This window comes from Francisella uliginis (genome assembly GCF_001895265.1).
Lineage (GTDB): Bacteria > Pseudomonadota > Gammaproteobacteria > Francisellales > Francisellaceae > Francisella > Francisella uliginis.
The window spans coordinates 980759-996235 of the sequence record NZ_CP016796.1 but is presented as its reverse complement, the minus strand read 5'-3'; the positions used below and the strand labels follow the sequence as shown (position 1 = coordinate 996235).

The window sequence follows — 15477 nt, the reverse complement described above, 5'->3', positions numbered from 1 at the left end:
TTGTATCAAAAATTATCTCTAAGCACTTTGTTTATTATTAGGTACCCATAAATCAGCGAGCTGTGAGCTGTCTACTTGTGTAGCAAATTGATTGCTACCATTTACACTACCTCCATCAATATCTTCATCATTTGATGTATTTGCTGCTAATATCTCTGCCATCTTATTAGCATTAGCAGCTAATAACATCTGAAACTCATCATTAGTATCTATAATAAGTGAATCATTGTTATATTGTGATTCAAAATAATCATCCACAATTAATGAGGATAATTGATCATGAAAATTAATCTGAAGATCATTATCTGATCTCGAGAAGAGTATATCATCTTTTGAAATATCATTTAACTTTAGTATATCTGTAGAGCCATCTCCTACTAGATTGATAGTATCATTACCATCTCCAGCTGAATAATTATAAGTATCTGATCCAGCTCCACCAGCTAAAATATCATCTCCTTGACCTCCTGTGATAACATCAGCTCCAGCCCCTGCTTTGATAATATCATTACCTAAACCTCCTGATAATCTATCCGCACCTGCTCCAGTTTCTATCCTATCATTACCAGATCCTCCATCTATAGTATTATCTCCACCATTTAGGGCTTTAACAATATCATTACCATCACCAGCATCTGCTATATCATCTCCTGAGCCTAGATAAACTGTATCATCCCCAGCTCCAGCATGTACAACATCTACAACATTATTTGTACCTACTATCTTTTCTCCTAAGTCTGTTCCTAATGTTATTGGTTGGATATCTCCTATAGCCTTAAAACTACCATCTGCAAACTCAAATCCTGATACTTTAGTTTCATAACCACTCTTCTCATAAAACTTCTTAACAAGTAATCCTTGTTCAGGATCTGCTCCTACTTGGACAAATAAGTCTTCATTTCTTTGTAAATACTGAACATCATCTTGAGAAATATTTTCACCAAATACTATCTTATCTGTCTGATCTGTAACATCTAACTTAGCAGCTCTGATTGTATCTAAGCCATCACCTAGATTATAGTTGATAACATTATTTCCTAACTCTCCACTGATATCATCATTACCTAAACCACCAGTTATAACATCATCTCCACCCCCTGCTTTGATAATATCTTCACCCAAACCACCTGATAATTTATCTGAGCCTGACCCAGTTTCTATCCTATCATCACCAGATCCACCTTCGATAGTGTTATTACCACCATTTAGAGCTTTAACTATATCATTACCTTCTCCAGCATCTGCTATATCATCTCCCGAGCCTAGATAAACTGTATCATCCCCAGCTCCAGCGTGTACAACATCTATTACATCATTTGTACCTACTATCTTTTCTCCTAAGTCTGTACCTAATGTTACTGGTTGGATATCTCCTATAGAGTTAAAGCTACCATCTGCAAATTCAAATCCTGATACTTTAGTTTGATAACCACTTTTAGCATAGAACTTCTTAACTAATAATCCTTGCTCAGGATCTGTTCCTACTTGGACAAATAAATCTTCATTTCTTTGTAGATATTGAACATCGTCTTGAGAAATATTTTCTCCAAATACTATCTTATCGGTTTGATCTGTAACATCTAGCTTAGCTGCTCTAATTGTATCAAGTCCATCTCCAAGATTATAGTTAATAACATTATTCCCTAATTCTCCACTGATATCATCATTACCTAAGCCTCCAGTTATAACATCATCTCCAGCCCCTGCTTTGATAATATCATCACCCAAGCCACCTGATAATTTATCTGAGCCTGCCCCAGTTTCTATCCTATCGTTACCAGCTCCTCCGTCTATCGTGTTATCTCCACCATTTAGAGCTTTAACTATATCATCACTATCTCCAGCATCTGCTATATCATCTCCAGAACCTAGATAAACTGCATCATCTCCACCGCCAGCATATACAACATCTACTGCATCATTTGTGCCTACTATCTTTTCTGCTAAATCTGTCCCTATATATGTTGGTTCTGGCTCAACAATATCTAAACTAGGTAACATTTCATTAATAACATCTACTCCAAGATTCAATATATCATGAGTATTAATAATTACTCCATTATCAAATTCTATGGATGATAATCTAAGATCAGGATTGTCATAAAAATCATTAACTCTAATATAGCCTCTAGGAGACTTATAAATAGAAATATTCAAATCTTCTCTAGAACTTAAAAATTTAATCTCACTAGGATTAATGCCCTCACCAAATAATAACGTATCTTTACCTTCTCCTCCTGATGAATATATATAATCATTTCCATCACCCACATTATATTTAATAATCACATCATTCATTAAATTATTAGTTTCTATAGCGTCCAAACCCAATCCTGCTGTAATACTCCTTGTATTAACATCTGCATAGATTACTTCACTATTTATAGTACCTATAACATCAGTATCTTGCTGTAATGCTTGTATAATTCCACTTGACCCATTTATGATAGTTCCATCAAAGAATTTAAAATCAAAAGTTTTTCCTTTATAATAGTCTGTTATCTCAACTCCTTTATTAATATTACTTTTGTTTCTAATAATTAAACTATCATTTAATTTATGAAAAGTAATATCTGACTGATTAATACCATCTGCAAACTCAATAATATCTCCAGATACATTAGAAATTCTATTAATAACATCAAACCCACTATCTAAGCTATATTTAATTACAATACTTTCATTCGAGTTAAGAGTTAAGTAATCATTTTCTGGAGTTCCCTCTATAGGCAAATTAAAAAAATCATTTGTATTTTCAATACTTTCTCCATTAGCAAAATTTATAGATCCTATAGCATTTTTATTATTAGTATAAAAATTTTCAATTCTAATTCCTTGTTCTAAATCATTATCAATATTTATAACTAAATCATCGATTACTCTTCTTAAATTAAGATTCTTTCTATTTATTCCTTCACCAAATTCTATAGTATGTGCAGGGCTAATTGTATATAAAGAAGACTTTATTGTATCAAAGCCATCTCCAAGATTATATTTAATGGTACCTTCTTGAGTTAATGAACTAACAGATATAGTATCATTACCTTTACCTGCTATAACTGTATCTCCCGTAAAGCCTAAACCTATACTGTCATCATTACTTGTCCCTAGACTATCAAACTTCAAAATATTATCATTTATGTCTAGAGTATCACCATTAACAAATTCAAAACTCTTAATTTTACTAAAATCCGTAAAAAAATATTTGATGTTAAGCCCTTGTGAAGAATCGTTTTTAAACTTTATAACTAAGTTATGACCTTCTCTACTAAAAGTAAGATCTTGCTGAGATATTACATCTCCAAAAATTATTTTATCTGTTTTGTTAGCAAACCTTGAAGAAATATTAGCGATGGTATCAAACCCATCACCTAGATTATACTTTATTATATCTTCTGAATTATCTGTATTAGTGCTACTAAGATTAGAAGCAGTTTTCCATCCACTACTAGAGTTACTAGTAATAAAATCATCGCCTTTGCCTCCAACAAAGACATCTTTTGTACGTGTATCTCCATGTAAAGTATCAGCTTGATCAGTACCTTCAAATGTAAAACTTATATCACTAAGATCAAGACTTTCACCATTAACAAACTTTAAATTCCCATAACTGGATTTATTATTTATAAAATAATCAGATAATGTAAGAGTTGAAACTTGATCCTTATTTATCTGAATTATTAAATCATAGTCATATTCTGATTTTTTAATATATGCTACATCCTCTTTAGTTATACCTTCACCAAATTCTATGCTTTCAAAATAACCATTAATAACATCATCACCATCTCCTAAACCATAACGAATAATATTTTTATTAGTATTAGAATAATTAGTATTAATAGTATCGTTTCCTTCTCCACCAACTATAATATCATCAAAAAATTCTGCAGAGAGAGTATCATCACCATCTGTACCATTAATAATATTACCCAAGATACTATCATCTAAAACTGTACCATCGCTAAACTCCAATCCTGCAAGATTATTATCTCCATTATAGAATTGCTTTACCTTTAACCCTTGTGTCTTATCATCTCCAACTTGAATGATTAAATCACTACCATCTCTTTTAAAAGATAAATCATCAGCAATAATTCCTTGACCAAAGAATATTGTGTTTAATGTATTATCTCCTCCTATTAAAGTGTCAAACCCATCTCCTAAATTATATTTGATAATGTTTGTGGAAACATCACTACTCATGTAACTATTAGCATATCCCCTATATTTCCCATAGCTTTCATCATTTGTACCTTTTAAGTAAACAGTATCATCACCTTTGCCTGCATCTATCGTATCATTACTTATACCTGTATATATTGTGTCATTACCCTCTGTACCAACAATAGGAGAGTTTATTTGCTCAGAATTTCTATCTAATACAGTGCCATCAAATAGCTTTATATCTTTAATTCTACTACTATAAAAGAAGTTTCTAACCCTTAGACCCTGATTTGGATCATTATCTATATTTATAATGAGTTCATTGCCTTTTCTAATAAATGATAAGTTATCAAGTGATATACCTTCACCAAAAGCTAGAGTATCTGTTGCCTCGGTATGAGAAACTTCTGACCAGATAGTATCAAAACCATCACCTAAATTATAAATTATCGTGTCAGCAGAACTATCTTGATAATAATTATAATAGCCATTATCATAATAACCAGCGCCTCGATCACTATCATAGATTGAGTCGTTCCCTTTGCCGGCAATTATCACGTCATCTTTTAAAGAAGTATATATATTGTTATTAACATCTGTACCAAGTATAGCTAAATTAAATTCTTCTGCATCTTTTGTAAGTACAGTACCATCTGCAAACTCAAATCGATCTAATTGGGTTTGATAAGAAGTATTTTCTAAGAAAAAACCTATTAGCTTTAGCCCCTGATTATTATCGCCATTTATATTTATTATTAAATCATTAAACTCTCTTTTAAAACTTAAGTCTTCTTTAGTTATTCCTTCTCCAAAAACCACTTTATCAGTATTCTTTACACCTACTTCTAATATATTGTTACCAACGCTTATGGTATCAAATCCATCACCTAAGTTATATTTAAAGGTATCATTTGTATAATCATTATTTCCTCCAAAGCCAATATTATCATTTCCTTTACCTGCCTCAACATAGTTATCATAGACATTGCTTAAAAGTATATCATCATCGTTATCTGTTCCTATTACGGGTAAGTTAAAAAAATCAGAATCTCCTTGAATAATGGTTCCATCAAAAAACTCTATATTTGGAGCTCTTTTTAGATAATAAAAATTTGATATTTCGACACCATGACTAGGATTATCACCAACTTGGATAAATAAATCTTTCCCACCATTGATTTGCTTAAGATTTAAATCATCTTGCGTTATGCCCTTACCAAAAACTAAATGACTACCCTTTCCGATACTTAAAGTATCATAGCCATCATTTAAGTTATACACAACTATACTATCATCACTATCAGCTGATATATTATCATTACCTTTACCTCCAATAGTTATTCCACCATAGTTGATAATGGTATTACTGCCATCATTACCCAAAATTACCTGTTTTCCATCTATAAAAACCTCTCTTTCATTTACAAGCTCTATATCACTTGCTGACAAATTAGAAAGTACATCATTATAGTTCCAACCATTATTTGTAAAACTATAGCTTAACTCTTTAGTTTTAAATAAAGTATATATACCATTTTCAGGAGTATCTATTATTTTGGTTTTAATAAAAGTATTCAGATTATCAAAACTAATATCAGTTATATTACCTTCATTATCATAATCAAACTCTATCTGCCTCACCAATTCCGGATAAACAATCTGCTTAAAAATAGAATCTTTAATATTTACAACAATATCTGAATATATCTCAGATATTTGATTAACATCTATAGCAATTATATTATTAATTCTATTCCAGCTATCTGTAAAGTAACTATCAGTAATTATATTTTCCTGTCCTTGAGATATCGCATAAGTTTGACTCTCACTACCATAAGCAAAATTTAACTTATCTCCCAATATATTGGTTTGAATAATCTTGTTACCAGTAAATGATTCTACTACTTGTAATTTTTCTAACCTTTCTCTAGTGCTTGCTGATATATTAAATTTAAAACTTGTACCATCTTCCAACTCTAAACTTTCAAGCCTTAATGTATCAGAGAAATTTGAAGAGAATGCCCACTCCTTAACTAAATCGTCGGTATATGAAAAACTATTAATAGGCTCTTGGATTATTTGGTTAAAAATACTTGCTAAATTAGAACTTTGGTTAGTCGCCTTTGCTAAGTTTCTAACTGAGCCAATTCCTTTAATATCAAACCCCGAGGTTAAAACATCATCTGATATCTCAATTTCATCAATAAACTCACTAATTGCAGGTTCTTTATCTAAAAATAAGTTACCTATTTCTGACTTTGTACCATCTACTTTTGTAAAGTAACTAATATCAGACACTATACCACCATCTGTAACCCGGTTAGCACTGACATGTTTTAAATTAATACTCTTGATCGCAGCTTGAGATAAACTTTTCAGTTCATCTGCTTGGGAAATACCATCCTGATTTTTATCTTGCCAAACTTGAACTTCATCAAATGCTTCGTCATTAGCATCAAACACCCCATCTGCATTACTATCAAGTTCTGCTAATGCCTCAAAACCATGTACTGCCTTGCTACCATCTGCTTTAATTGTATTATCTCCAAATAGTTCTCGACCTGACTCAATATCTCCATCTCCATCTAAATCTCGTACTAAAAGACCATCATCTGCAGATATCCAACCTGTTCCTTCTCTAACCTGCTTATTCTCATGATCAAATAAAACCCCTTCATTAACAGATATGGTTTCAATACCATCAAAGTCTAAATCAAGTGTCAATGGATCTCCTCTAAACACTCTAGTCTGCTCTGCTTGTCTTGTTCTCTCTGCTATATCTGATGCTATATCTACTAAAACATCATGATCAGCATTTTCAACTTCTGCTGCATCAAAATATTCTTTTCTTATTCTATCTAAAAGTTTAGTTTCATAATCTTCTGAGCCTAATATAACTGATATATTTACAAATTCTTGATTAAATTCCTTGGTATTACTATTTAATTTAGTTGTTAGTTCTATCTTTTGGCTTTGTTTTTGTAGAAGCTCTGCTGATAAATTAGTATTAGAATTCTCTTGTGAGCTTAATTCCTCTGTAATAGCTATTATCTCAGTATTTAATTGCTCAATACTATCACTTAAACCTTGGGCAATATTTTCTAATGGTTGGACATACCCATCTGCTAGAGTTTCTATAGTAGTTTCAATAGCTGTTGTATCATAACTAGCTATATCATTTGTATTTTGTATACTCTGGTCTTTTAATATCTCTTTAAATGATTCTAATTTAGTTTTAGCTTGCTCATTAAGCTTATCTTCATAATACGCATCTAATGCTGACTCAAACTCAGTAATTTGATCAGATATATTATTAGAGTAATCTAATTTCGCTTCATCTAATTCTTTGATTAGGTCATATTTATCTTTATAACTTTGAAGTAATTCCAATGTTTCCGTATTAGGTATTTCAGATATATTTCCATCAGCTTCTGATATTTGTTTTTCTAAGCTATTTAAATCTTGCTTGAAATATTCATTTACTAATAACTGTTGGTTATAAGACGAATATACTCCAGTATCAAAACTATCATTAAATACATCATTAATTTCAGCTACAACACTATTATAATTACTATATCTACCAAAGACTTCTTTAAATTCTCTGACTGCTACTTGAAAATCTCTATCAAGAGATAGTCCTTCTGAAATAACATCTAACTGTTCAATAGTATCTTCTACTGTAGATAATCCTGATAATTCATTAAGAGAGTTAATATCTTCAATTATCTCCGTTAATTCTTTTACTTTATCTATATATTCCTCTTTAAAATGATTATTTACAGTAGCATCATTTAATTTTCCTATATCACCTGTATGTTTTAAGCTACCATCTGGATTATATGTATCAAAAAGATAATTACTTATAGAGTGAGCTTCCAAAACTGCTCCATCTGTAGCTAAATATACAGGATCAACATCAACATGATTCCCCATATAGTCAGCTACTGGATCTCCATTTCTTATAAATGCCTCTGATATTGGTATTAATTGATCTTTATGTTCAAGATATTCTAATTTCATATTAGCAACATCACTATCAAACAATGATTGAATATCTGAATTCAAAGCTACAAGTTTGGTAGAAGTTTCAAGTACGGTATCAGGAGTGCTACTGATAAGGTCGTCTAAGTTTGTTAATGCTGAGCTAGCAGCATCTTTGATACTTTGACCTATTGCTGATACATCTGATATTTGAGATATATCTAAACTAGATAAAGTTTCCAAATGAGACCTAACATCAGCAATACTTATAGTTGTATCAGCTAAACTACCAAAAATATCATCAACAAAACTAACTGGACTTGATAATAGTTGATCAACCCCATAACCTTCAAATGTCTGAGCGGTATTAACATTAGCACCATTTGCTAAAGCCGCCAAAGCTATAGCCTCTGCAGCTGTACCACCTAATGAGTGACCTGCTGTACTTATGTTATCTTTAGCAACACCCAAATTAGTCCGTCTGTATTCTGGATATTTTTGTTGTTCTAAAACATCATGATAAAATTTATGCGCATCCTGCATATATACAGGTGTAAATCCAGCTCCTAATGCTATATCCTGAAGTCCATCCATCTTTGTAGCAGTACCTCTACTTACAAACACCGCATTAGTTGGATTTGAAACTTCTGTAAGCACTATACCACTATAGCTATTTTCTCCAAGAAGCTTATATTCAATTGGAGCACCACTTCCATCAACTATTGTGCTTGTAGTTTCAACAAGCTGATATTTATTAAGCACTTCTGCATAATGATCATAGTTATTAGTTAAATGCATCGCAATATCAGGGTTTAAAGAAGCTATACTTTGTGATATCTCACCATTATCAAAGAAAATATCATGTAAGGTTTGACCTCTTAAATTTGTAGCGTAATTTCTATTCAAATAAAACTCTTTTGTATATGCCAATTCACTTAATATCGCTGCTTCTTTATTAGTTAATCCAATCATTTAATTTCTCCCTTTTTTATTACTTAATAACTTTTGATTTTGATAATATTTCTTTAACTGGTTGGTAATATTTGGTGTTTTTTATATTCTCAATTTCTTTACGATTTGATTTTGTTATACTGACAAAATCAAATATATTTGATTTTGTTATAGGTATATATTTAATTGAATATCCTCCATCACCAAATCTTGCAATATTTCTATATATAATGCCTTCAGGATTATCTTTAGTATATTTAACACTTAAAATACCTTTTTTATGATATTTATTAATAAAAGTATCTTTACTAACTGTGTATACATATATAACTAAGATTTTAATCTTATGAGTTCCTGTCAAGCTACTTAAATATTTATTTAACTCAAATGCAAATTCTATTGCCTTAGCTATACTTTCAGGCGTCTCTTTTTGATTAAATATACTGACTGAAACTAACTTGACCCCCAAATTATCAGAATATTTTTGAAGTAATTCTTTGGTACTCAAATTCCAATTTTGATCACTATTAAATATATCCATAGTATTACCTAAGGCACAATCTTTACCATTAATTAGACATTGTAATTGCGCTCCCATATATATATCTTTAGGATCATAATATTTACTAATAATATTTTTTTCTAAATAATTTTTAAATTTCTGATTTACTATTGATTGCCCACAACTATCAGGAATTAAACTAGGTAAAAGTTGACCCATCTTAAATTTATTAGGTTGTTTAAAATTAACATCAAGATCACACGGTAACATACCCTTACCTTCTGGATGTAAAACAACAGCAAAGCTTCCTCTAGTATCATCATAAGGAAAATATGTGCTAGTAGATACTTCAAAGCCTATACCATATTTTTTTTCAGCATACTTTTGTGCAAAATCTCCCGCCTGCATATTTAATGGTGTATTAAAAAATACTCCGCTAAAACCATATATTGGTAATAATAAAAATATTAGTAATAATTTATTTAGTTTCATAGCTTAAACCTTAAATACAAAATAGAGTCCCTAAGATTTATATTAGAAACTAAAAACTATAAATACAATTTATTTGTAAGACTTAGATGGCTATTTTAGATATACTGAATTTTGATGAAATTTTTGATTAAAAAGTATTAATATTAAGTTAGAAATTACAAATTTAAAGTTTTGATTAGAATTTAATTCGATTTAATAAAGGAATTAGTCTATTTTCCCATGACACTGTTTATACTTTTTACCAGAACCACATGGACAAGGATCATTTCTTTTTATCTTAGGACCTTCTCTTTTTACTTGCTGAACTTTAGGAGCTTCTTCTTGTTGCTGCTCTTGTTCATCTTCTCTTTGGTTATTATCAATAACACTTTCATGCTCAGCTTTGATATCACCCATAGATTCTTTCCATTCCTCTTGAGCTCGTTGAGTCTCTTCTTCTGTAGAAATTCTAATCTTAGCTAAAGAAGATATAACTTCATATTTAAAGCTATCAAGCATACTTGAGAAAAGTTCAAAAGCTTCTTTCTTATATTCATTCTTAGGATCTTTTTGCGCATAGCCACGTAGGTTAATACTATTACGTAAATGATCTATCGAACTTAAATGCTCACGCCAGTGATTATCTAAGCCTTGTAATAATGAGAATTTCTCAAATTGTTTAACAGCTTCGGCTTCTAGCTCTTTAGTTTTTTCATCAAACTCTAGAGTGATTGCTTCTCTTACAAGCCTTTTTAGATCTTCTTCACCAAGGTTATCATTCTCTTCATATAGCTTTTGTAAATCAACATCTATCATAAAGTCAGATTTAAGAGCTTTTTCTAAACCTTCTAAATCCCATAATTCATGCATTGAACCAGCAGGAACATAATCATGGAATAATTGCTCTGCCACATCTATACGGATATCTGCTAAGATATCACTAACATCCTCAGCATCTAAAAAAGCTTGTCTTTGTTCATAGATAACCTTACGCTGTGTATTTACAACATTATCATACTCTAAAAGATTTTTACGAATATCAAAATGATAATTCTCTACCTTGCCTTGAGCTTTTGAAATAACTTTTGACATAAACCCAAATGCTAAAGACTCTCCACCTTTTAGACCTTTTTTAACTCTTTCAGCCATACCTTGAGATGCAAAAATCCTTAAAAGATTATCATCCATAGATAGATAGAATTTACTTTCACCTGGATCACCTTGACGAGCAGCACGTCCTCGTAGCTGGTTATCGATTCTACGCGAATCATGTCTCTCTGAACCTATGATACATAAACCACCTGCATTTTTAACAGTCTCATTACGCTGTTGCCACTCAGATTTAATTTTAGCAATATCTTCTTCTGTAGGATCTTCTAGCTCAGCAACCTCGACTTCCCAGTTACCACCAAGGATAATATCTGTACCACGACCAGCCATATTGGTAGCAATTGTTACATTAGCAGGATAACCTGCCATTGCAATAATGCCGGCTTCTTTCTCATGTTGTTTAGCATTTAGGACATTATGTTTGATCTTTTTCTTCTTCAATAATGTTGATAGCACTTCTGATGCTTCAATAGATGCTGTACCAACTAATATTGGCTGGCCTCTAGAGATTCTCTCTTTGATATCTACAACTATAGCATCAAATTTTTCTCTAACACTACCATATATCTCATCATGATGATCTTTTCTAATTAGAGGTTTGTTTGTTGGTATAATTATAACTTCTAGATTATAAATAGAATGAAGCTCAAAAGCCTCTGTATCTGCCGTACCTGTCATACCTGCTATTTTATTATATAACTTAAAGAAGTTTTGGAATGTAATAGATGCCATTGTTTGGTTTTCAGCATTTATCTTAACACCTTCCTTTGCCTCTATAGCCTGGTGTAAACCATCTGACCATCTACGTCCAGGCATAGCTCTACCAGTACTTTCATCAATAATAATAACTTCTTGATCACGTACTATATAGTCAACATTTAACTGGTATAAAGACTGAGCTCTTAAACAAGCATTTAAATAATGCATTTTTGTAATATTATGTGGGCTATAAAGGTTATCATCTTCCTCAAGTACGCCTTCTTTTTTGAGCATACCCTCGATCTTTGCATAGCCTTTCTCTGTTAAGTATGCATTTTTAGATTTTTCATCAACATAAAAATCTTTTTGTTCTTGACCTTCTTCAACTTCTTCTTTATCTTGCTTTTGTAAGAAAGGTACTAATCTATTAAAAAGATTATACATATCAGAACTATCATCAGAAGCTCCAGAAATTATTAGAGGAGTTCTTGCCTCATCAATTAAGATTGAATCAACCTCATCTATAATTACATAGTTACGACTTCTTTGGACTTGTTGATCTTTCTCATAGGCCATATTGTCTCTAAGATAGTCAAAACCAAATTCATTGTTGGTACCATAAGTAATATCACAAGCATAAGACTCTTTACGTTGCTCTGGGTCAAGATCAGCAACAATTACGCCAACTGTAAGGCCTAAAAACTCATAAATCTCGCTCATTAACTCAGCATCACGCTTTGCAAGATAATCATTGACTGTAATTACATGAACACCATCACCAGTCAAAGCATTTAAATATGCTGGTAATGTAGCAACCAAAGTTTTACCTTCACCAGTTCTCATCTCAGCTACTTTACCTTGATGTAAAACAATACCGCCTATCAGCTGCACATCGTAGTGGCGCATATTTTTAGTTCTTTTTGCAGCTTCCCTAACAGTTGCAAAAGCCTCAGGTAATAGGCTTTCTAGAGTCTCACCTTTATTTAATCTTTCTTTAAATTCAATTGTTTTATCTTTAATCTGCTCATCTGTAAGCTTCTCAATTTCAGACTCAAGTGAATTAATTTTCTCAACCGTTTTAGAAATCTTTTTTATAAATCTATCGTTACGACTACCAATAATTTTTTGAACTAAACCTAACATTACTATTTAACCAACTCTTTTATAAAAATTTATATAAATATATTACTCTGAACATACATTATATAGAGTTTATAAGAAATTTAAATTAAGATAGATACAATATTATAACAATTGTAGACAAACTCATAATAATGAGGTTTTTATTTATTAGCTTAGCTTGCTTAGCACTTTTAGGATGTAGTACTTCAAAAGAGTACTATAACCCGCTTAATTTTAGCCATAATGAAACAAAAATAGATACGTCAAAAAAACCAAACAATATAAATAAACCTAAACCAGTAACTCCTACTTGGTTTACAAATGGACAAAATAATTCTGCCAACCTGCTATATGGTTTTGGGACAGGCGAAACTTTAAACCAAGCAACAAGTAACGCTCTAGCTGATATGACTCAAAGATTACAAGTCATAGTCTCTTCAACTACAAGCTTTGAAAATATTATAAATGACAACAATATCTCACAAAGGCTAATCCAACAAGTCACTACACAAACAGCTGAACTTAATATCCCTAACTACAATATTATAAATCAAGCAAAATCATATAATACTTATTATATTGAGATACAAATTAATAAAAAGCAAACTATTAATAATCTACAGAATATAATAAAAAGTAACTTTGAACAAGCAACGAAGTCTCTAGACAATACTCAAAATAAAAGTTCTCTTTATAGGTTTGATATAGCACAAAAAGTAAATAATAATATTAAAACTATCAAAAGTAGTCTTAGAACATTACTGATACTCTCTCCTGATATAAGTATCGACCAGCAAATGATAGAGTTAAACAATATAGATAACAAACTAATAAATCTCAAAAGAAGTATACAAATATATGTAGATAAACAAAATAGTGGCTTTTTTTATGATTCCTTAGAAAAGTTTCTAAGAGTTAATGACTATACAATTATTAACAATAAAGACCTTGCAAATATATATATTATCCTAGAATTAAAAAACTATAATACTACCTATAAAGACCAAAACTATTGTCTTAGTAATAAAATTGAGCTTCAAGTCTCTGATAAAACTTCAGGACAAATATCTCCAAAACAATATAAAGTTAAGGCATGTTCAAGACAAGGTAGATCAGCAGCTATAGACAAAGCTGTTGAAATATTTTATTCTCAGTTAGATAACGCAAAGAGAGTTTATTAAATAATGAGCATAAAAATAGTCCCTGAGAAAGTCGCTAAAATTAACTCACATAAAACTCGTAAAAAAATAACTAATTCTACATTTGCAAGTAAAGAGCTTATAGCTAAGGCATCACATTTAAAAACAACTCTTGAAGTTGCAAATAAAGAATTACAAAAAATAAATTTACCATACTTAAATGAGACAAAAGTAGTATTCTATTCTCCTCAAAAGATTATTGTCCAAAGCCATAGAGAAATATTAAAATCAAAGGTTAAAGAGCTACATGATCAATTTGTTTGCCGATTAAATAGAAATACATTTTTCTCACAACTCAATAAAATAGAAATAGTTATAGACTATAATAAACCTCAAAAAAGTAAAATCAAAAAAGTAAACAACGATACAAAAGAAGCAATACAAAAATTAAAGAAAGAATTGAAGTTATAATTATTTCTCGTCAACAGTTCCTAGAGCAACTTCCATCATATTTGTAAATGATTGCTCTCTTTGTTGCGATGTAGTTGACTCACCCGTGATAAAGCTATCAGAAATAGTAACAACTGCAGCTGCTTTTTTGCCAAGCTCATTAGCTGTAGCAAATAATGCTGCTGTTTCCATTTCTACTAAGCCACATTTGTGATTTTTAACTATTTGCTTATAGTCAGTTGGATCTTTTCTATAAAATACATCACTACAATGCGCTTTTGCTACTTTAAGCTCAACACCTAATCTTTCTGCTGATTTTACTAACTTTTCATTAAGTTCTTCATTAGCAGAAACATTACGAACATTGTCACCTGTAGTAATTTTTATATAATCAGATTCACCATAGCTCTCATCAATTAAAACAACATCATATACTTCAAGCTCAGCTTTATATGAGCCTGCTGAACCAACTCTAATGATATTTTCAACATCATAATATTTAAAAAGTTCATAAGCATATATACCCATACTAGGCATACCCATACCAGAACCCATCACGCTTACTTTTTTACCTTTATAAGTACCTGTGTAAGCAAACATATTTCTAACGGCATTAACTCTTGTTATATTCTCAAGATAGTTCTCCGCAATATACTTAGCTCTTAATGGATCTCCAGGCATTATCACTGTTTTTGCAAACTCTTCTTTTGTTTGCGTTTCTATATGAGGAGTAGGTAATGACATATCTCTTTCCTTATTAATAGTAATATTTAAAACTCTTGATTTATATTAGCATAATTAGAAAAAATTTCTTATTTTTCTAACATTTATATAGTTAATTATTTTTAATTTATATGAAAAAGCAAACTTATACAAGTTATA

At 30.9% G+C, this 15477-nt stretch carries 6 protein-coding genes; 2 read left to right on the top strand and 4 right to left on the bottom strand.

Going from position 1 to position 15477, the window contains the following annotated elements:
* Positions 1-18: 18 nt before the first annotated feature.
* The 3 genes from F7310_RS04720 to secA form a co-directional block, all read right to left on the bottom strand.
* On the bottom strand, positions 19-9123 hold the full coding sequence (locus F7310_RS04720) for a calcium-binding protein (protein ID WP_072712163.1): 9105 nt from the start codon (positions 9121-9123) through the stop codon (positions 19-21).
* Between the two features lie 19 nt (positions 9124-9142).
* Entirely contained in the window at positions 9143-10096 is a 954-nt protein-coding gene (locus F7310_RS04715; protein WP_072712162.1) for a hypothetical protein, read from the bottom strand.
* 204 nt (positions 10097-10300) lie between these two features.
* The gene (gene secA / locus F7310_RS04710; protein ID WP_072712161.1) at positions 10301-13027 is read right to left on the bottom strand and encodes a preprotein translocase subunit SecA; all 2727 of its coding nucleotides are present in this window, start codon (positions 13025-13027) and stop codon (positions 10301-10303) included.
* A gap of 131 nt (positions 13028-13158) precedes the next feature.
* Here secA and F7310_RS04705 point away from each other — a divergent pair, with 131 nt between their 5' ends.
* Both F7310_RS04705 and F7310_RS04700 read left to right on the top strand, forming a co-directional pair.
* Positions 13159-14187, top strand: coding sequence for an LPP20 family lipoprotein (locus F7310_RS04705; protein ID WP_072712159.1), 1029 nt, complete (start codon positions 13159-13161; stop codon positions 14185-14187).
* 3 nt (positions 14188-14190) lie between these two features.
* Positions 14191-14616: a hypothetical protein gene (locus F7310_RS04700; RefSeq protein WP_072712157.1), complete on the top strand. Its 426-nt coding sequence runs from the start codon at positions 14191-14193 to the stop codon at positions 14614-14616.
* Here the strand turns inward: F7310_RS04700 and deoD are convergent, their stop codons facing one another.
* A complete protein-coding gene (gene deoD / locus F7310_RS04695) occupies positions 14617-15339 on the bottom strand; it encodes a purine-nucleoside phosphorylase (RefSeq protein ID WP_072712155.1) in 723 nt (240 codons plus the stop codon).
* Positions 15340-15477 lie beyond the last annotated feature (138 nt).

Coding starts and splice junctions, on each gene's coding strand:
- F7310_RS04720 (WP_072712163.1), bottom strand. CDS start 9,123: ATGATTGGATTAACTAATAAAGAAGCAGCGATATTAAGTGAATTGGCA.
- F7310_RS04715 (WP_072712162.1), bottom strand. CDS start 10,096: ATGAAACTAAATAAATTATTACTAATATTTTTATTATTACCAATATAT.
- secA (WP_072712161.1), bottom strand. CDS start 13,027: ATGTTAGGTTTAGTTCAAAAAATTATTGGTAGTCGTAACGATAGATTT.
- F7310_RS04705 (WP_072712159.1), top strand. CDS start 13,159: ATGAGGTTTTTATTTATTAGCTTAGCTTGCTTAGCACTTTTAGGATGT.
- F7310_RS04700 (WP_072712157.1), top strand. CDS start 14,191: ATGAGCATAAAAATAGTCCCTGAGAAAGTCGCTAAAATTAACTCACAT.
- deoD (WP_072712155.1), bottom strand. CDS start 15,339: ATGTCATTACCTACTCCTCATATAGAAACGCAAACAAAAGAAGAGTTT.